Origin of the sequence: Janthinobacterium sp. SUN118, assembly GCF_030397695.1 — a bacterium.
In the GTDB taxonomy this organism is placed as follows: domain Bacteria; phylum Pseudomonadota; class Gammaproteobacteria; order Burkholderiales; family Burkholderiaceae_D; genus Janthinobacterium.
On sequence record NZ_JAPUBV010000004.1, the window covers coordinates 304,528 to 323,800 of the forward strand.

At 68.5% G+C, this 19,273-nt stretch carries 13 protein-coding genes; 9 read left to right on the forward strand and 4 right to left on the reverse strand.

All coding sequences use genetic code 11. The annotated features are described in order from the left end of the window. Positions 1–21: 21 nt before the first annotated feature. The 9 genes from O0880_RS23160 to O0880_RS23200 all read left to right on the forward strand — a co-directional run bounded on the left by O0880_RS23160 (position 22) and on the right by O0880_RS23200 (position 16,281). Complete coding sequence (locus tag O0880_RS23160) at positions 22–402, forward strand: GntR family transcriptional regulator (RefSeq protein WP_071324384.1); 381 nt, start codon at positions 22–24, stop codon at positions 400–402. Beyond that, entirely contained in the window at positions 399–1,271 is an 873-nt protein-coding gene (locus O0880_RS23165; protein ID WP_071324385.1) for an ABC transporter ATP-binding protein, read from the forward strand. The genes O0880_RS23160 and O0880_RS23165 overlap by 4 nt, the downstream gene beginning before the upstream one ends. Beyond that, a complete protein-coding gene (locus tag O0880_RS23170; protein WP_289889001.1) occupies positions 1,268–2,269 on the forward strand; it encodes a hypothetical protein in 1,002 nt (333 codons plus the stop codon). Before O0880_RS23165 ends, O0880_RS23170 begins: the two co-directional genes overlap by 4 nt. A 376-nt stretch (positions 2,270–2,645) precedes the next feature. Continuing rightward, positions 2,646–2,795 (forward strand): hypothetical protein, encoded by a 150-nt coding sequence (locus tag O0880_RS23175; RefSeq protein WP_289889003.1) that lies wholly within the window; start codon positions 2,646–2,648, stop codon positions 2,793–2,795. Between the two features lie 235 nt (positions 2,796–3,030). Continuing rightward, the gene (locus O0880_RS23180; RefSeq protein ID WP_289889005.1) at positions 3,031–10,098 is read left to right on the forward strand and encodes a hypothetical protein; all 7,068 of its coding nucleotides are present in this window, start codon (positions 3,031–3,033) and stop codon (positions 10,096–10,098) included. Positions 10,099–10,313: 215 nt separating this feature from the next. Further along, positions 10,314–11,537, forward strand: coding sequence for a TolC family protein (locus O0880_RS23185; protein ID WP_289889006.1), 1,224 nt, complete (start codon positions 10,314–10,316; stop codon positions 11,535–11,537). Positions 11,538–11,565: 28 nt separating this feature from the next. After that, positions 11,566–13,713, forward strand: a complete 2,148-nt coding sequence (locus O0880_RS23190; RefSeq protein ID WP_289889008.1) for an ATP-binding cassette domain-containing protein — start codon at positions 11,566–11,568, stop codon at positions 13,711–13,713. Continuing rightward, on the forward strand, positions 13,710–14,879 hold the full coding sequence (locus O0880_RS23195; protein WP_071324389.1) for an HlyD family type I secretion periplasmic adaptor subunit: 1,170 nt from the start codon (positions 13,710–13,712) through the stop codon (positions 14,877–14,879). Before O0880_RS23190 ends, O0880_RS23195 begins: the two co-directional genes overlap by 4 nt. A gap of 253 nt (positions 14,880–15,132) precedes the next feature. Continuing rightward, a complete protein-coding gene (locus O0880_RS23200; protein ID WP_289889010.1) occupies positions 15,133–16,281 on the forward strand; it encodes a GGDEF domain-containing protein in 1,149 nt (382 codons plus the stop codon). Positions 16,282–16,346: 65 nt separating this feature from the next. Here O0880_RS23200 and O0880_RS23205 read toward each other — a convergent pair whose 3' ends face one another. The 4 genes from O0880_RS23205 to rlmB all read right to left on the reverse strand — a co-directional run bounded on the left by O0880_RS23205 (position 16,347) and on the right by rlmB (position 19,269). Next, on the reverse strand, positions 16,347–16,850 hold the full coding sequence (locus tag O0880_RS23205; protein WP_071324391.1) for a DUF2199 domain-containing protein: 504 nt from the start codon (positions 16,848–16,850) through the stop codon (positions 16,347–16,349). Positions 16,851–16,863: 13 nt separating this feature from the next. Next, the gene (locus tag O0880_RS23210) at positions 16,864–17,562 is read right to left on the reverse strand and encodes a YceH family protein (protein ID WP_071324392.1); all 699 of its coding nucleotides are present in this window, start codon (positions 17,560–17,562) and stop codon (positions 16,864–16,866) included. Positions 17,563–17,572: 10 nt separating this feature from the next. Further along, the gene (cysE, locus tag O0880_RS23215) at positions 17,573–18,322 is read right to left on the reverse strand and encodes a serine O-acetyltransferase (RefSeq protein ID WP_071324393.1); all 750 of its coding nucleotides are present in this window, start codon (positions 18,320–18,322) and stop codon (positions 17,573–17,575) included. Between the two features lie 203 nt (positions 18,323–18,525). Further along, positions 18,526–19,269 (reverse strand): 23S rRNA (guanosine(2251)-2'-O)-methyltransferase RlmB, encoded by a 744-nt coding sequence (rlmB, locus tag O0880_RS23220; RefSeq protein ID WP_071324394.1) that lies wholly within the window; start codon positions 19,267–19,269, stop codon positions 18,526–18,528. Between the last annotated feature and the right edge of the window lie 4 nt (positions 19,270–19,273).

Below are 19,273 nucleotides of genomic sequence, written 5' to 3' on the forward strand. Positions count from 1 at the left end.
GCCCTTGTCGGAGCGCATCCCATGAGCGCGGAATGGAATGACAATAGTCCCATCTACCGCCAGCTCAAGGCCAGGGTAGTGGGCATGATGCTCGATGGCGTGCTGCAGTCCGGCGACGCCTTGCCTTCGGTGCGCCAGGTGGCGGCCGACTATCAATTGAATCCCATTACGGTCTCGCGCGCCTATCAGGAACTGGTCGACGATGCCCTGGTGGAAAAACGCAGAGGACTCGGTATGTATGTCTTGGAAGGCGCCCGCGACAAATTGCTGGCCAGTGAACGCGAGCGCTTCATGCGCGAAGAATGGCCGGCGATGCTGGAACGCATTACGCAACTGGGCCTGAATCTGGAACAACTGCTGCTGGCCAGCCGCCAGGACGGCGTCAAGGGAGAAGGCGCATGAATGCATTGAACAACGACAGCGTCATCAGCGCGCGCGGCTTGCGCAAGCAGTACGGCAAGCAGGTGGCCGTCGACGGCATCAGTTTCGATATCGCGCCGGGACGCATCGTCGGCCTGATCGGGCCTAACGGCTCGGGCAAGACCACCACCCTGAAAGCCATCCTGGGCCTGACGGGCTTCGATGGCGAGCTGTCGGTGCTGGGGCGCGATCCGCGCCTGCAGCGCGACGCGCTGATGGACGATGTCTGCTTCATCGCCGACGTCGCCATCCTGCCGGGCTGGCTGCGCGTGCGCGACGCCATCGACTTTGTCGCCGGCGTGCATCCGCGCTTCGACCGCAGCAAGGCCGAGCGCTACCTGGCGCATACCAAGCTGGCGCCGAAGATGAAGGTCAAGGCCATGTCGAAGGGCATGATCGTGCAGCTGCACCTGGCGCTGGTGATGGCCATCGACGCCAGGCTGCTGGTGCTCGACGAGCCGACCCTGGGCCTGGACATCCTGTACCGCAAGCAGTTCTACCAGAACCTGCTGGAAGACTATTTCGATGAAAACAAGACCATCGTCATCACCACCCACCAGATCGAGGAAGTGGAACATATCCTCAGCGACCTGATGTTCATTCGCGACGGCAAGATCGTGCTGGCCTCGACGATGGAAGAAGTGGGCGAACGCTATGTCGAGGTGATGGTGGGCCCGCAGCATGTCAACCCGGCGCGCGCCCTGCAGCCGATCAGCGAGCGCAGCGTGTTCGGCAAGTCCGTGATGCTGTTCGATGGCGTCGCCCGCACCCAGCTGGCCGCCCTCGGCGAATTGCGCACTCCCAGCCTGGCTGACCTGTTTGTCGCGACCATGAAAGGATCGTACCAATGAGCATTTCCCCCATGAAAAAAATGCAATGGCTGCTGCGGCGCGAGCTGTGGGAGCACAAGGGCATGCTGCTGTGGACGCCAGCCGTGATCGGCATCGTCATGACCTTGCTGGGCGCCTTGATGACGATCGGCACCATCGCCAAGACCAAGACGCGCACGGCGCTGACCATCAATGGCGAGGAAGTGTCCTGGAGCGCCATCTTCAATACCCGCACCTTCGGGCCGCGCCGCACGGAAATCATCGACGCCGTCGCCAACAACTACACGTACGCGGCCGCGCCCCTGTTCCTGGCGCTGGGTTTCCTCGTGTTTTTCTATTGCCTGAGCGCCCTGCATGACGACCGCCGCGACCGCAGCGTGCTGTTCTGGAAGTCGCTGCCCATCTCGGATGCGCAGACGGTGCTGTCGAAAGCCATCATCGCCCTGCTGGTGGCGCCGGTAATCGTCGCCGCCGCCGCCAGCATCACCTCGCTGGCGCTGGTGCTGATACTGAGCGGCGTGCTGGCCGCCAACGGCATCCACGTGTTTGCCGACCTGGCCAGCTCGCCCGGCCTGTATCTGGGACCGCTGCGCGTGTTCGGCTTGCTGCCCGTGTATTGCCTGTGGGCCTTGCCCACCGTGGGCTGGTTGCTGATGGTATCGAGCTGGGCCAAGTCCAAGGTCTTCCTGTGGGCTGTCGGCGTGCCGCTGCTGCTGCTGATCTTGACGGTCTGGGCGGGCAAGATGACGCTGACGGAAAGCGACGTCAGCTGGATACAGATGAATGTCATCGGACGCGCCCTGCTGGGCACCCTGCCCGGCAGCTGGTATCTGTTCGAACCGGAACTGCTGCCGCAAATGCGCGCCCTGGCAGAAGGCGGCTCGCACATGACACGCCTCGACGTGTTCAGCAATTCCTGGTCCAGCCTGGCCCTGCCAGCCGTCTGGCTGGGTGCCGCGGCCGGCGCGGCACTGCTGTACGCCGCCATCCGCCTGCGCCGCTGGCGCGAGGAGGGCTGACCGCCCCCTCCCCTGCGCCGCAAAAACGCCCCGCCCGCCGGGGCGTTTTCTATTTCATCCCTCCCTCCTGCCCGCCGGCGTATCTCACTACGCTTCCGATAGTGATTATCAAGAATTTCCCTTCGCAAATAAAGACTATTGATTCGATAGCAATTATTCGATATTGAAATTACAAATAATTATTTCTATCGCATTTTATTGGCGATCAAATTTAATAATCACCAACCAAAAAACAACAACTACCAATCTGATAGCGAGACGGTTTTTCAAGGAAAGTCGCGAAAATAATGGAACCTGGCAGCGGATTCAGCTGAAAAGCTCCGTTTCGTGACAATCCGTGATTGTTTCCTTCAGCAAAGCTTGAAAGAATAGAGCCATGGCGAATGATCAAAATGAAATTGAATGTTTCAAAATTGAAACTAACATCAGAGTGACAGCAAGAGCGGAGATAGAAAAACATCCGCATCCCGACAGTGGATATCGCCAGGCAAGCCAGTCCCCGGCGCTGCGCAAAACGGGAAAATGAAGGAGCCGAAAAACAAATGCAAAAATAACATTTTTATTATTTTGAAATAGCCGCACTTTTCTACCAGCGGTTTTTATTCAAATATGTTTTACTTGCCACCATACGCATCAGCAGTACCCAAGATCGATCACGGCCCAAGCCACGCCGGAGAAACCATGGAAACAAATTATATTTATTAATTTTTTAATCTCTTAAAAAATTTAACGAACACATAACCTATTCCGGAGATTTTCAAATGGCCACCGCACAAAATCCAGCACAAGTTCCCGTCAATGCCGAAGCCGCCGGCGCCAAGCTCGCCACGCCCGTCAAAAAAGCCGCGAATGCCAAGAATGGCGAACGCAAACAATACGACGAGGAAGAGCTGGCGCGAGGCGCCGTGGCCGACCAGACCATGCCGCCAGAGAACGTCGTCGAAGTCACCGGCAGCGCCGACAGCAATGGCACGGCCGGCGCCCTCGGCGCCGCAGCGGCCGTGGCAGCCGCGGCGGCGGCAGCCGGTGGTGGTGGCGCCGCAGCGGGCCAGGCAGGCGGCACGGGAACGGCCAATACGGGCACGCCACAAAGCGACAGCAATGGCGGCGCTGCGGGTGCCGGCGCGGGAGCCGGAGCCGGAGCGGGCGCCATTCCTAGCGGCAGCGTCGTCGACGTCGCCGGCGCATCGGCTGGCGCAGGTGCAGGCGCCGGTGCGGGCGCTGCTGGCGGCCTGGGCGGACTCGGCGCCCTGGGCGCGATTGGCGGCCTGGGCCTGGTTGCCGCCGCAGCCGGCGGTGGCGGTGGCGGCGGCGCCGCCGCTGGCGGTTCCGGCACGGGCGGCACGGGAACGGGCGGCACGGGTGGTACCGGCACGGGTGGCACGGGTACGGGCGGTACTGGAGGTACTGGAGGCACGGGAGGTACGGGCGGCACGGGCGGCTCGACCGGCGGCCAGGGCGGCACGGGCAATCAATCCACCACCACCACCGTCACCGATGCCGCCATCCTGGCCGCCGCCGCCGCTCTCGCCGCCGCCAACGCCGCGCTGGCCGACGACGCCAATGCGGCCACGGCTGCAGCCACGGCTGCCGCCTCGCAAGCCGCGGCCAACGCCGCCCTCCTCGCCGACCAGCTGGCGGCGCAGGCAGCGGCAGCGGCGGCGGCGGCACTGGCGGCCGCCAATACCGCCACCAGCGACGACGCGCTCGCCATCAGCACGGCCGCCGTCCTTCCCGGCATCCAGGCGGCCGCCAGCGCCGCCACGAATGACGACAGCGCTGCCGCGGCCGCCAACGCCACGGCCGCCGCCTCGCTGGCCGCCACGACGGCCGCTCAGAACGCCGATGCGGCCGCCATCACGGCCGCCGCCAATGCCGCCGCCGCACAGGCCGCTGCAGACGCGGCACAAACGCAGGCCGACCAGACCAACGCGCCAGCGCTGCAATTGATCGCCGATGCGGCCGATGTCGTCGCCGCCGCCGCCAACACGCAAGCGGCGCTGACGGACGCCGCGGCGCTGGGAGCGATCTCGGCCAACGACGCCGCCGCTGCCGCTGCCGCCACGGCCCTGGCCAATGCCACGGATGCCGCCGCGCTGGACGTGGCGGCAACCGCCGCCGCCAACGCCGCCGTCGCGGCCGGCATACAAGCGAGCCTGACCGACGCCGCCACCCTGTCCCTCACTTCAGATGCGGATGCAGCCGCCGCAGCGGCCGCAGCCAGCGTGGCCAACGCCACCGACGCCGCCGCGCTGACGGCCGCCTCGAACGCCGCCGCCACGGCGGCAGCGAATGCGGCCACGGCCGCCAATGCCAGCGATGCGGCGGCGCTGGGCGTGGCCGCAAGCAACGCCGCCACGGCCGCCACGGCCGCCGCCAACCAGGCGGGCCTGACCGATGCCGTGGCCCTGACGATGGCCTCGGACGCCGCTGCCGGCGTCGCCGCCTGGGATGCGTCGATCGCCAATGCCACCGATGCCGTGGCCCTGCAGGCAGCCGCCAACGCGGCCGCCACGAACGCGGCGAATGCCCAGACACAGGCCAACATGACGGACGCCCCCACGCTGGGGCTGATCGCCGACGCCGCCACCCTGGCGTCGGACGCGGCGCAGGTGCAGGCCGACCTGACCGACGCGGCCGCGCTGGCCCTGATTTCCAGCGCCGACGCCGCCACGGCGGCAGCGGCGGCCGCCCTGGCCAACAACACGGATGCCGCCGCGCTCGACCTCGCCGCCGCCGCTGCCGCCACCGCGGCTGCCAATGCCGTGGTGACCGCCAACCTGAGCGATGCCGCCGCCCTGCAGATCACGGCCGATGCCGCCGCCAGCACGTCCGCCAGCGCCGCCGCGCAGGCGGCCCTGACCGACGCGGCCGCGCTGCAAGTGATTTCCGATAACGACGCCGCCGCCGCGCTGGCGGCGCAAACCACGGCCAACCAGACGGACGCGGCCGCCCTGGCCGCTGCCGATGCCGCCGCCGCGAACGATGCCGCCAATGCCCAGGCCGTGGCCGACCAGACTGATGTGGTTGCTCTGCAGCAAGCAGCCGACCAGGCCGACGCCGATGCAGCGGCCGCCAATGCGCAAGCCAGCCTGCTGGACGTCAACGTCGCCCTGAATGCCTTCAATCTCGCCAACCTCGCCGCCCTGGCCGCCAATGTCACGGCCGGCCAGACCAGCGTGATCGACCTGACGGCCACCGTCAACGCCTTGCAGCTCGATGCCGATGGCGCCGATGCCGATGCCAACCTGACGGACGCCCTCATCCTCGCCGGCATCTCGACCGCCGATGCGCTGACGGCGGCCGGCTTGCAAGTCACCGCCAACCTGACCGACGCTGGAGCGCTCATCAGCGCCGCCGCCGCTGCCGTCTCGGCGGCGGAAACGGCCGCCCTGCTGGGCGGCATCGATATCTCGGCCGTCAGCGCCGCCGCTGCGGCCCAGGCCGCCGCCACGGCCGCAGCGGCCACGGCCGCACTGACCGATGCCGGCGCGCTGGGTCTTGTCTCCACCGCCGATGCCGCCGCCGAACTTGCCGCCCAGGCCGCCGTCACCACCCTGACGGCCGCCAATACGCTGGCGCAAAACGCCCTGACCACGGCGCAATTGCTTGCCAATCAAACCGATGCCGTGGCCCTGGGCCTCGCCTCGTCGGTCGCCGATGCGGCCGCCGCTGCCGCCGTCACGACGGCTGGCCAGACGGACGCCATCGCGCTGAGCCTCATTTCCACGGCCGATGGGCTGGCTGCCGCCTCGGCCGCCAGCCTGGCCGCCCTGACGGACGCCGCCGCGCTGGGACTCACCTCCACCGCCGACGCCGCCACCGCCGCCGCCTTGCAGGCGACGGCCAACCTGACGGACGCGGTCGCCCTGGGCCTGGCCGCCACCGTCGCGGCGGGCGCCGCCAATACGGCGACGAATGTTGCCAACCTGACCGATGCGGTTGCCCTGGGCACGCTCTCGGCCGCCGCCGCCACGGTAGCCAGCACCACTGCCGGCACCGCCGCGCTGACGGACGCCGTGGCCCTGGGCCTGGTCGCCACCGCCGATGCGGCACTCGCCGCTACGGCCCAGACGACGGCCAACCTGACCGATGCCGTGGCACTGGGCCTCGTCTCGACGGCCGCCAACACGGCCGCCGGCCTGGCTGCCGCCACCGCCAACCTGACGGATGCCGTTGCGCTGGGCACCGTCTCGACGGCCGCCACCGCCGCCGCCAATGCGGCTGCCGCCACCGCCGCGCTGACCGATGCCGTCGCCCTGGGCCTGACGGCAACCGTCGATGCGGCGGCCGCCACCGCCGCGCAAACGACGGCCAACCTGACGGACGCCGTCGCCCTGGGCCTGGTGGCGACGGTGAATGCCACGGCCTCGACCCTGGCCGCCACCACGGCCGGCCTGACCGATGCCGTCCTGCTGGGCACCGCGCACACGCTCGACGTCACGGCCGCCACCGTGGCCGCCACCAAGGCCGCCCTGACGGATGCCGCCGCGCTGACCACCATCGCCAATAACGACGCGGCGAATGCCGCCGCCCTGGCCGCCTATTCGGCAGCCCATCCGCTCGACCTGGTGGCCGCGCTGGCCGCCACCGTGGCCGCCACGACGGCCGGCCTGTCGCACACGGCGGCGCTGGCGGCGCAAGCCGACGACGCCGCTGCCGCTTCGACCGCCGCCACGGCGGCCGCCTCGCTGGTCACGCTGAACAATGCGATCGCCGCCGACAATGCCGCCACCGCCGCCGCCACGCTGGCCCTGACCTCGCAGGCCGCCGCCACGGCGGCGCAGCTGGACGACACCCTCGCGGCGACCGCCGCCGGCGTGGCCGCCACCTCGCTGGCAGCGGCCCAGGCGGCGCAAGCGGCCGACGCCGCCGCCGCCGCGACAGCCGCCACGGCCGCCAATGCCCTGGCCGCCCTGAACGCCGCCCTGCAGGCCGACGCGAATGCCGCCGCCACGGCCGCCGCCGCCGTGACGGCCAGCGCCGCCGCTGCAGCCGCCGTCGCCGACGACCTCGCCGCCGCCACGGCCGCGACCATCGCCAGCACCTCGCTGGCCGCCGCGCAAGCGGCACAGGCAGCCGACAACGCCGCAGCCAGCGCCGCCACCATCGCCGCCAACGCACTGGCCGCGCTGAACCAGGCCCTGGCCGACGATGCCGCCGCCGCCGCGGCCATCCTCAACTCCACCAACGCCACGGCCGCCGCTGCGGCCGCCACCGCCGCCGATACAGCTGCCGCCGCTGCCGCCGCCATCGCCGCCATCTCGGCCGCCGCCACGCAGCACGCGCAGGCGGACGATGCCGCAGCAGCGGCAGCCGCCCTCACGGCCGCCATCTCGCTGGCCGCCACGCAGGCCGCGCAGGCGGCCGACCTGGCCGTCGGCACGACGGCGGCGACGGCGGCCAGCGCGCTGGCCGCGCTGAACCAGGCCCTGAACGACGACAGCGTCGCCGCAGCAGCGGCCACGGCGGCCAACAATGCGCAAGCGGCCCTGAATGCGGCCACGACGGCGCTCAACGCGGCAATCCTGACGGCCAGCGCCTCGCTCGCCGCCACCAATGCCGCCCTGGGCGCCGACGCCACGGCGGCAAGCACGGCAGCCGCCGCCGCGGCCGCGCAGGTCATTGCCGACGCCGCGCTGCTGGCCGACGCCGGCCTGGCCGCCCTCGCCACGGCGGCCAACAATGCACTGGCCGCGGCCAGCGCCGCACTGGCCGCCGACGATGCCGCCGCCAGCGCCGCGCACACGGCGGCCCTGTCGGCAGCGGCCACGCTGGCGGCGCAACTGGCCGACACGGCGGCCATCAACGCCCATGCCGCACTCAACGCAGCCATCGCCAACCTGAACGCGGCGGTAACGGCCGATACCAACGCCCTGGACGCCGACAATGACAAGACGCTCAAGCTGAACCTCCTCATCTCCGCGCAGAATGCGTCCGATGCGGCAGCGCAGGCCAATGCGAATGCGGCAGCGGCCCATGCGGCGCTGGCGGCGGCCCAGGCCGACGATGCGGCGGCGGCCACCGCTGCCGCAAACGCGGCGTCGGCGCATGCGGCAGCGGTGGCGGCGCAGAATGCCGATGCCGCCGCTGCAACGGCGGCGGCCCAGGCGGCAATCTCGCTGGCCAACACGCTCAATGCCCAGGCCGACGACGCCACGGCGGCAGCGGCCGCCACGGCCGCCGCGAATGCGCAGCTGGCATTGAACGCGGCCATCGCCGCCGACGCCAATGTCGCCGCCACCGCGGCGGCAGCGGCCGCTGCCCAGCTGGCGGCGCAAAATGCGCACGCCGACGATGCCGCGGCAGCAGCGGCGGCAGCGGCGGCAGCCATTTCCCTGGCCGCCACGCAAGCGGCCCAGGCCAGCGATGCGGCCGCCGCCGTGGCGGCCGCCAATGCCGCCAACGCCCAGGCGGCGCATGACCAGGCCGTCGCCGACGACCAGGCAGCGGCCGACGCCGCAGCAGCCGCATCGGTGGCGCAAGCGGCCGCCACGGCCGCGGCAGCAGCCGACGCGGCAGCCACGGCCAGCGCAGCGGCCGCAGCGGCGGCTCTGATCGCCGCCCAGGCAGCGCAGGCCGACGACGCTGCCGCCAACCTGGCAGCGGCCAATGCCGCCGCCTCCGCCGCCGCACACACGGCAGCCATCGCCGCCGACGCCCTGGCCGCCAGCACGGCAGCAACGGCGGCCACGGCCCTGGCGGCGGCCACGGCGGCCCAGAATGACGACGACGCGGCGGCAGCAGCAGCCGCCCAGGCCGCCATCTCGCTGGCCATCACGCAGGCGGCGCAGGCGGACGATGCGGCAGCGGCGGCCGCCACGCTGAATGCGAACAACGCGGCGGCGGCGGCGCTTGCCGCCCATGCTGCCGATGCCGCCGCGCCGCTGGCGCAAGCGCAGGCCGCAGCCTCCCTGCTGGCCTTCCAGGCGGCCCAGGCTGACGACGCGGCGGCTGCAGCGGCGGCCGCCAATGCCGCCACGGCACACGCCAACGCCAACGCCGCGTTTGCCGACGATGCGGCCGCGGCCCAGGCCCACGCCGATGCGCAGGCGGCCGACGCGGCGCTGGTGCAAGCCAATGCCGTGGCGGCGCAAACGGATGCCGCGGCGCTGGCCCTCATCTCGGATGCGGACGCCGCCCACGCCGCCGCCGTGCAAGCCATCGCCGACCAGACCGATGCCGTGGCACTCACGCAGGCTGCCGACGCGGCGGCGGCGGCAGCAGCGGCGGCAACGCTGGCGGCCAGCCTGACCGACGCCAACGCCCTGCACCTGGCAGCCGATGCGGCAGCGGCAGCGGCCCTGCAAGCGCAGGCACAGGCCGACCTGACGGATGCCGCGTCGCTGACGGTGGCGGCGAATGCCGATGCCGCAGCCGCGGCCGCCGCCCAGGCCCAGGCCGACCTGACCGACGCCAGCCAGCTGTTCGTTCTGAGCCAGAATGCCCTGCACAATCCGCTGACGGTAGCCGACTTCAGCACCGGCCTGCCGGCTGCCGGCGGCGACGTCATCGACATGTCGGCCATCGCCCACCTGACGGCCTCGGTGGCGGTGGGCGTCAACCTGAGCACGGACTTTGGCAACGACAACCTGTTCATCTTCGACGGCACATCCGTGTCGATCGGCGCGGCGGCCAGCGCCATCGCGGCCGACAGCAGCGTGCTGTCGGGCCAGGGCTACATCGTCATCGCCGATGCGCAGAACAGCGGTGCCGTGACGGTGTACCACTCGAGCGACCTGAGTAGCGCCAATGCCATCGACACGGCGCTGGTGCTGCTGAGCGGCGTGAATATCACGCAATTGACGGCGGCCAATTTCCATGTCTGACGCCATCGCCATGCAAGGCTAGCTGAAACGGGTACGGGAGCGCGGCGGTTCTGCCGCCGCGCTCCCGCTATCCAGTGATACCGAATGCAGATCTGCAGGCCGCACGGCCGGAAAAACACGGGATGAGATCACGCAGTTTCCCAGCAATACCCCTCCGCCGGGCCCTCTGGTCCGGCATCCTGCCCTGCATCGCGGCCGTACTGGCGGCCGTGGCCATGGCAACGGCCGCACCAGATGCCAGCGCCCAGAGCAGTACGGCATGGAATTTCGACCAGGTCTTGCAGCAGGCGCTGCAAAGCCATCCGGCCGTACAGGGCAAACGCTCGGCGCAGGCGGCCGCGCGGGCCGACCTCGATGGCGCCCAATGGCAGCGCTTTCCCAGCCTGTCGGCCGAAGTCCCCACCGGTTCGCAGGAAACGGGCGGCGTGGTGCGCATCGAGCAGCCGTTGTGGAGCGGCGGGCGCATCGACGCCGGCATCGACGCGGCCGGCAGCCGGGTCGATGCGGCCGGCGCGGCCATCGAGGAAGAACGCCTGAGCCTGTCGCTGCGCGTGATCGGCGCCTACACGGAAGCGCTGCGCCAGACGGCGCGCGTGCGCTCGGCCGAAACGGGGCTGGCCGAGCACCAGCGCCTGCTGGACATGATCAAGCGCCGCGTGGCGCAGTCGGTCAGTTCGCAAACGGACCAGCGCCTGGCCGAGTCGCGCGCCTACCAGGCGGCCAACGACGTGTCGAGCGCGCGCCAGGCGCTGGAGAACGCGCTGGCGCAGCTGTCGCAGCTGGCCGGCAAGCCCGTGCGCCTCGTCAGCGCCACCGGGGTCGGCGTGGGCGAACCGCTGCCCGACGCCAGCCTGGAGCGCGTCATGCGCCAGGCCATCGCCTACTCGCCCACCCTGCAGCGCCTCGATTTCGAAGCGCAGGCGGCCGACTCGGAAATCACCATGCAGCGCTCGGCCTACATGCCGAAAGTCGTGCTGCGCATGGAAAAACCCACGGGCGGCATCAACGCCGACAACCGCACGCGCGCCATGCTGGTGCTGCAGGCGCAGCCGGGCGCCGGCCTGTCGGCGAAGGCCGGCGTGGATGCCGCCGTGGCCCGGCGCGAAGGCGCGCGCGCGGCGCACGACGTGGCCGAGCGCGAGGTGCGCGAACGCTTCACCCTCGACTGGAACGAGGCCGAAGCGAGCCGCCAGCGCCTGGGCAACGCGGGCGAGGCCAGCACCACCTCGACGCAGGTATTCGAATCGTATGCGCGCCAGTACGTGATCGGCCGCAAGAGCTGGAACGACGTGCTCAACGCCGTGCGCGAAGCAACGCAGGCGCAATTTTCCCTGGAAGACACGCGCGCGCAGGCGATCGCCGCCAGCCTGCGCCTGGCCGCGCAGACGGGCACCTTGGCCGGACGCACGGCGCCGGCCGGCACGGCGCGCGCAAATTGACACCGACATCATGCAAACAGGAGACAGCGTGGATACCTCCATCAAACATGGCTTGCTGACGCTCACCGAGCGCGCCGCGCGCCTGACGGGACAGCACCTTGCCGCCGCCCGCCTGGCCGACTTGCAGCGCCAGCTCGATGACATAAACGACGACGCCGGCCCCGGCGTGGCCCTCACCACCGTCTGGCAGGCGGCCGGGCTGGAAGGCGCGGCGCGCCTGCTGCACGAGCCGACGCCGGGCGAACTGCCGTTCGCCGTCTACAGCGCCAGCACGGGCTGGGGCTTGCTGCAAGCGCGCGGCGCCGATGGCGCCTGGAGTGGCGAAGGCATCGACGGGCGCCCCTTGCAACTGGCCTCGCTGGCCGGCCTGGCCTGCGTGGGACTGCCGCGGCGCGCGGAAAAAAGCGCGGCCCGCCCCGGTGCCCTGGGCCTCGTGCGCAATGCGCTGTGGCTGAAAAAGAGCGTGTTTGTCGACGCCGTGCTGGCCACGGCGCTGGTGACCCTGCTGACCATGGCCACCTCGCTGTTTTCCATGCAGGTGTACGACCGCGTGATCCCCAACCAGAGCTTCAGCACCCTGTGGGTGCTGGTGGTCGGCGTGGCGCTGTCGATCGGCCTCGAATTCATCCTCAAGCAGGTGCGCAGCCGCATCGTCGACCACTCGTGCAATGACGTCGACCACGAATTGTCCGAGTGGTTCTTCCAGCGCATGCTGGGCATCCGCATGGAGGCGCGCCCCGCTTCCGTCGGCACCCTGGCGGCGCAGGTGAAGGGGTTCGAGATGGTGCGCGGCGTGCTGACGTCGACGTCGCTGTTCGTGCTGACGGACGTGCCCTTCGCCCTGATTTTCCTCGCCATGATCACCATCATCGGCGGCTGGCTGGTGGTGGTGCCGCTGGTGGCGCTGCCGCTGGCTCTCGTGTGCGGCCTGATGTTCCAGCGCGCCATCCAGAACCACACGCGCAAGAACCTCAACGCCAGCAACCGCAAGGCCGGCTTGCTGGTGGAAGCCGTCGACGGCGTCGAGACGCTGAAAGGCAGCAGCGCCGAATGGATGATGCAGGCGCGCTGGGCCGAGCTGGTGGCCGAGACCAGCCACGCGGAGCAGAATATCCGCGACTATGCGGCCCTGTCGCAAAACATCACGGCCGCCTTCCAGCAGCTGACCAACGTCGCCCTCATTTCCATGGGCGCCTGGTTCGTCGCCGAAAACCAGATGACCATGGGCGCCCTGATGGCCTGCACCATCATCAGCAACCGCGCGCTGATGCCCATCGTGCAGCTGCCCGCCGTGATGGTGCAATGGGCGCATGCGCGCGCTTCGATCGACGGCCTGGAACAGGTCATCAGCCTGCCCAATGAAGCGGATAACGCGCAGTTCGCGCTGACGCCGCGCAGCCTCGATACGGGCCTGCGCTTCGAGCGCATCCGCTTTACCTACGGCGGCGCGCAAAAGGTGGCGCTGGAAGTGGACAACCTCGCCATCCGTCCCGGCGAACGCGTGGGCCTGGTGGGCGCCATCGGCTCGGGCAAGAGCACCCTGCTGAAACTGGCTTCGGGCCTGTACCAGCCGGCCGAAGGCAAGGCCTACCTGGGCGACGTCGACATGGCGCTGCTGGCGCCGCCCGTGGTGCGCGAAATGGTCGGCTACCTGCCGCAGGAAACGCGGCTGTTCAGCGGCACCCTGCGCGACAACCTGCTGCTGGGGCTGGCCGACCCGGGCGAGGAAGCCATCCTGGCGGCGGCCAGGCGCACGGGCTTGATCGAGCTGATACTGGGCCAGCCGCGCGGACTGGCGCTGGCCATCACGGAAGGCGGGCGCGGCGTGTCCGGCGGCCAGCGCCAGCTGATCGCCGTCACGCGCCTGCTGCTGGCCAGGCCGCGCGTCTGGCTGCTGGACGAGCCGACGGGCGCCATGGATGCGAAGACGGAGGCGCGCATCGTCGGCCTGCTGGGCGAACTGGCGGCCGAAGGCGTGACCATGGTCGCCACCACGCACAAGAACGCCCTGCTGCCCCTGCTCGACCGGCTGGTGGTGCTGCAGGCGGGACGCGTGCTGCTCGATGGCCCGCGCGACGTTGTCCTGGCCAAGCTGTCGGGCAAGCCGCAAGCGGTTCCCGCTTCCGCGCCCGCGCCGGTGATCCAGCCGGCGGCAGCGCAAGGAGCCGTCGCATGAAACTGGCCAAAGTCGAAACGCGGGAAGAAGCCAAACGGGGCCGGCTGCTGATCTGGAGCTGCGCGGCGGCGCTGGCGGGCGTCATCGCCTGGGCCTCGTGGGCGGAGCTGGACCAGGTCACGCGCGCCAACGGCCAGGTGATCGCCAGCTCGCGCAACCAGATCATCCAGGTGGCCGACGGCGGCGTGCTGGCCGAGCTGCGCGTGCACGAAGGCAGCATCGTGAAAAAGGGCGAACTGCTGGCGCGCTTCGACCGCACGCGGGCCGAGACGAGCTACCTGGAAAGCACGGCCAAGGCGGCCGGCCTGAAGGCGGCCGTGGCGCGGCTGCAGGCGGAAGTATTTGGCGGCGCACCGAAATTTCCGCCCGAATTGCAGGCGTTCCCGGAATTTCGCGCCAACCAGCTGGCCCTGTTCAGCAAGCGCCAGGGCGCCGTGCAGGCGGAAGTGAGCGCGCTGGAAAGCGCCATGAAGCTGATCAAGGAAGAGCTGGAAATGAACTTGCCGCTGCTGGAAACGGGCGACGTCAGCCGCGCCGAGGTGCTCAAGCTCCGGCGCCAGGTGGTCGACATCCAGGCGCAGATCACCAACCGGCGCAACAAGTATCTGCAGGATAGCCAGACGGACATGGTGAAAGCCCAGGAAGACCTGGCCGGCGTGCTGCAGACCGTGACCCAGCGCAAGGAGCAGCTGGGTTCGACCGACATTTACGCGCCCACCGACGGCATCGTGCGCAATGTGCGCCTCACCACGCTGGGCGGCGTGGCCAAGCCGGGCGAGGAAATCCTGCAGATCGTGCCCACCGACGACGACCTGATCATCGAAGCGAAAGTGAAACCGGCCGACATCGCCTTCATCAAGCCCGGCCTGCCCACGGCCGTGAAGCTGGACGCCTACGACTACGGCATCTACGGCCGCCTGCGCGGCACCGTCAGCTACATCAGCGCCGATACCTTGAGCGAGGACAACAAGGGCAACGAGCAGCCCTATTACCGCGTGCAGATCAAGACGAGCGGGCGCAAGCTGATCGGCAAGAACGGCGAACCGATTTTGATCCAGCCCGGCATGACGGCCACCGTGGAAATCAACACGGGCCGCAAGACGGTACTGCGCTACCTGACCAAACCGATCACCAAGACGTTTTCGGAGTCCATGGGGGAAAGGTGAAGCAGCGCGTAAGCTGAGCAAGGCTGGCTCCAGGCAACGGCCGGCCTCGCCAGCCTCGCCCGTCCGGCTACCTGCTGCAACGGCCATGTCGTGGCCAGTACCGAGTGGCAAGTCGCGGTCACTGATTCTGGATAGCAACACATATTCGGTACTTTTGGTTAACAAAGATGAGCCAAACTTGCCTGGGAGGGCGCTAAAATAGCGTCCCTCCCTTCATCGGTTTATCCGGGCAATCTCACGTCCCTCCTGATTCATGGCACTCGATCCCTCCACCATCCTCATCCTCTCGACCGCGCTGGCCGCCGCCGCCGCGCTTTACCTGGCCGTGGAGTGGCGCGACGTGCGCGAAAAATCGCTGCTGTTCTGGAGCGCGGGGTTCGCCGTCATCACCGTCGGCTGCGTCCTGGCCCTGCTGCGCACCAGCGGCTACCTGCTGATCGGGATCTGGTTTGCCAACGGCTTGCTGATCGCCGCCCACTGGCTGTTCCTGGCAGGCGTCGCCAGGTTCACGAACATGCGCCTGTCGCGCGCGTGGTATCTGCTGGGCCTTGCCTGGCTGGCCATGCTGCTGGTGCCCGGCGCGGCATGGTGGTCCAAGGTGATGTTCGTCATCCAATCGCTGCTCATTGCCGGCATCAGCCTGCGCGCCAGCTTCCTGCTGCGCCCCCATGGCGTTTCCCTGAGCGTGGGCGCCGTGCAGCTGCGCTACGTCCTGCTGCTGCATGGCCTCTTTTATTTTGCCAAGGCCGCATCCATCGTTGCGCTCGATACCTTTGTCGACCTGGCTGCCTTCCGTGGCGAGGTCATCCAGGTTTCTCTGGTGGAAGGTGCCATGGCGATCATGCTGATCGCCTTGTCCATGACCGGCACGGAACGCCACCGCCGCGAAGAACGCATCGAGCAGCTGGCCGCGCGCGATCCCCTCACCGCCCTGTACAACCGCCGCGCCCTGGAGCAGCGCGCGCCCGGCCTGCTGGCACAGGCTACGCCGCACAGCCCCGGTGCCCTGCTGCTGATCGATATCGACAACTTCAAGCAGGTCAACGACCTGCACGGCCACAGCGCCGGCGACAAATTGCTGGTGGCCCTCAGTGAAATGATCTGCAATACGCTGCCGCAGGGCGCGCTTGCCGCCAGGCTGGGCGGGGATGAGTTCGTGATCCTGCTGCGCGGCGCCAGCAGCGACAGCGTGATCACGCTGGGCAACGCCTTGCGCGGCTTGTTCGGACAGATGGCGCAGCAGGCATTTTTCACGCCCAAGGCGGTCACCCTGAGCGTGGGCGGCACGCTGTTCGAGCGGCCGCCAGCGGGCCTGGAGGCGCTGCTGGAACTGGGCGACGCCGCCTTGTACGCATCAAAGCGTGACGGGCGCAACAGCGTGCGGGTGGTGCGGGCCGCCTGATGCCAGGCGGCGTTTCCAGCTTGTCGGCCGCAACGACAGAGGCGCGCTCCGACGAGCCGATGCGCTCAGCCGCCGTGCATCAGCCGCGCATACAACTCGGCCACGCGCTCGACCGTGATGCCGTCGCGCTGCTCGACGGCCAGCGGGTGCTCCGTCGGTTCCAGCTCGATGGAGGGACGCACGCCATCGTCGCGCAGGTGGACGCGGGTTTTCAGGTTCAGGGTATCGGGGTATACGCAGAGCGGCGTGCTGAGCCAGCCGAAGAAGGGGCCGATGTGGGCGCGTTTCGCGTCGTTGAAGCAGGCGTCCCAGGCATCGAAACTGTCGCCGCTCAGCGATACCCACACGCCCCAGCTGAACGGTTCATCGTGGCCATGCACGGGGATGTCGATGGTGGCGCGCACGAAGCAGTGCTCCTCGTCGACGATGCAGGCGTCGCTGTCGAGCTGGCAGCGCGCCGCCCGTTCGGCCGGCGCCATCTGCTCGTACAGCCATGGCGCGTCCGCGCCGAAGCTGGGCATGCCCGTGTGGGTCTCGCCGCAGGAACGGCACAAAAAGGAAAAAGTCACGCGTGCAGGGCCCTTATTCGAACTGCTTGCGGAATGCCTCGAACTGCGCCGCCAGGCCATCGAAATCGCTGCGCAACTGCAGCACTTCCTGTTCCAGCTGGGCCACACGGCTGCCCTGCTGCGGGGCGCTGACGGCGCCCGCGTAGCCGGCGGCCGTCTCGTCGCGGGCCAGCGCTTCCTCGCCGCCCAGCAAGTGACCGTAGCGCGGTTCCTTGGCGCCGGGCGCGACGGCCAGTTTCGCCACCAGCGGCGGGTATTTGTCGATCAAAAATTGCAGGCCGGACTCCACCTCGGCGACGGATTTAAAATCATGCACGCGGCCGCTGCGGCTGCGGATTTCGCCGGCCGTCTGCAAGCCGCGCAACATCAGGATCGTCAGGATGGCCAGCTTGTCCTGCTCCAGCGACCATTTGATGCGCATGCGGTGTTCATACTTGGCGACCCTGGCGCCCGCCTGCGTGATGCCGTTGACGAACTTGCGCTGCATCAGGCGCTGCAGCACGTCGTACACGGTTTCCTCGGTCAGGGCCATGACGGGGTCGCGGCTGGACAACTGGTTGCAGCCGTTGGTCAGGGCATTGAGCGACAGCGGATAGCTGTCCGGCGTCAGCGCTTCCTTCTCGGCCAGCACGGCCAGCACGCGGATCTCGAACGGGTCGAGCAGATTGGGATTGTCGCTGCTCTTGTCAGCTGCCGTCACATCAGTATTCATGCATAAATCCTTAATCGACCAGTTTGTTCATTTGTTCCGAATCAAATTTATCACATTCCGGCACGCCCTGGCAGCAAATGCCCGCCGCCTTCAGGGTGGCGAGGATGGTTTCGATGCGCTGTTCCTGCGCCACGGCGTGCGTGATCAGGCCTTGCAGCGCCTTCGACAGCGGATCGTCGCCGTTCGGCGTGACGCCGTACGCGGCGAACAGGTGCGCCGTGCTGCCTTCGCGCAAGGCGTTGACATCCTTTTGCACGATGTGCGCGGGGTTGCCGACGGCCGTGCCGCCGGCCGGCACGGGTTTCAGCAGCACGGCGTTCGAGCCCACCTTGGCGTACTCGCCCACCGTGAAGCTGCCCAGCACTTGGGCGCCGGCGCCGACGATGACGCCGCGCTCGAGGGTCGGATGGCGCTTGCTGCCGCTGTGCAGCGAGGTGCCGCCCAAAGTGACCCCCTGGTAGATGGTGCAGTCGTCGCCGACGATGGCCGTCTCGCCGATCACCACGCCGAAGCCGTGGTCGATGAAGACGCGGCGGCCGATGGTGGCGCCCGGGTGGATTTCGATGCCCGTGATGATGCGGCCGAGGTACGAGATGAAGCGCCCCACCCACTTCATGCGCCGCGTCCAGCACCAGTGCGCCCAGCCATGCATGACGATGGCGTGCAAGCCCGGATAACAGGTCAGCACCTCCCAGCCATTGCGGGCCGCGGGGTCACGTTCAATGATGCTGTTGATATCTTCGCGCAGGTGGTGGAACATAAGACGGATTTCTGAATGGGTAAGAGACAAGACGCTAAATGGTAGCGTATTCGGCGGCGTGCTGCCGGAGAGGCAGATAAACAAGCGCCGCCTCGAGGGCGGCGGCTTGTCAGGGTAGCGCTACAAAACGTTCAGGGCAAGGCGCATTGCCGAAGACAGTACGCAAGTACGGCGCGGCAATGCAACACCGCCCTGGACGTTTTTTAGCCTTCTTTCGCGATGCGCTGGCGGCGGGCTTCGTACAGACAGACGCCCGAGGCGACCGACACGTTCAAACTCTCGACGGAGCCAAACATCGGGATGCTGACGAGCATGTCGCAGGTGTCGCGCGTCAAGCGGCGCATGCCTTCGCCTTCGGAACCCATGACGAGAGCCGTCGGGCCCGTGAAATCGGCTTCGTACAAGCCTTTTTCGCCGTCGTCCGACGTGCCGATCAGCCAGATGCCGCGGTCCTTCAATTCGCGCATGGTGCGCGCCAGGTTGGTCACGGTGATGTACGGGACGGTTTCGGCTGCGCCGCTGGCGACCTTGGCGGCCGTGGCGTTGAGGCCCACGGCGCGGTCCTTCGGCACGATGACGGCATGCGCGCCGACACCGTCGGCCACGCGCAGGCAGGCGCCCAGGTTGTGCGGGTCGGTGATGCCGTCGAGAATCAACAGCAGCGGCGGGCCGTCGATGGCGTCCAGCAATTCATCGAGGTTACGCGCCAGCGACAGTTGCGAGGCAAACGCGATCACGCCCTGGTGGCGGCGCGTGCCGACGATCTTGTCGAGGCGCGACGAGTCGACGGGCATGACGCGCACGCCGGCCGACTTGGCGGCGGCGATCATATCCTTCATGCGGCCGTCAACACGGCTGGCATCGACAAAAATTTCTTCCACGGACGACGCTTCATGACGCAGGCGCGAGGTGACGGCGTGGAAGCCGAAAATCATTTTATTCTTCATTATC

What these genes read in the sequence shown, in the direction of transcription:
- O0880_RS23160 (WP_071324384.1), top strand. Translation starts at nt 22, where the DNA reads ATGAGCGCGGAATGGAATGACAATAGTCCCATCTACCGCCAGCTCAAG.
- O0880_RS23165 (WP_071324385.1), top strand. Translation starts at nt 399, where the DNA reads ATGAATGCATTGAACAACGACAGCGTCATCAGCGCGCGCGGCTTGCGC.
- O0880_RS23170 (WP_289889001.1), top strand. Translation starts at nt 1,268, where the DNA reads ATGAGCATTTCCCCCATGAAAAAAATGCAATGGCTGCTGCGGCGCGAG.
- O0880_RS23175 (WP_289889003.1), top strand. Translation starts at nt 2,646, where the DNA reads ATGGCGAATGATCAAAATGAAATTGAATGTTTCAAAATTGAAACTAAC.
- O0880_RS23180 (WP_289889005.1), top strand. Translation starts at nt 3,031, where the DNA reads ATGGCCACCGCACAAAATCCAGCACAAGTTCCCGTCAATGCCGAAGCC.
- O0880_RS23185 (WP_289889006.1), top strand. Translation starts at nt 10,314, where the DNA reads ATGGCAACGGCCGCACCAGATGCCAGCGCCCAGAGCAGTACGGCATGG.
- O0880_RS23195 (WP_071324389.1), top strand. Translation starts at nt 13,710, where the DNA reads ATGAAACTGGCCAAAGTCGAAACGCGGGAAGAAGCCAAACGGGGCCGG.
- O0880_RS23200 (WP_289889010.1), top strand. Translation starts at nt 15,133, where the DNA reads ATGGCACTCGATCCCTCCACCATCCTCATCCTCTCGACCGCGCTGGCC.
- O0880_RS23210 (WP_071324392.1), bottom strand. Translation starts at nt 17,562, where the DNA reads ATGAATACTGATGTGACGGCAGCTGACAAGAGCAGCGACAATCCCAAT.
- cysE (WP_071324393.1), bottom strand. Translation starts at nt 18,322, where the DNA reads ATGTTCCACCACCTGCGCGAAGATATCAACAGCATCATTGAACGTGAC.
- rlmB (WP_071324394.1), bottom strand. Translation starts at nt 19,269, where the DNA reads ATGAAGAATAAAATGATTTTCGGCTTCCACGCCGTCACCTCGCGCCTG.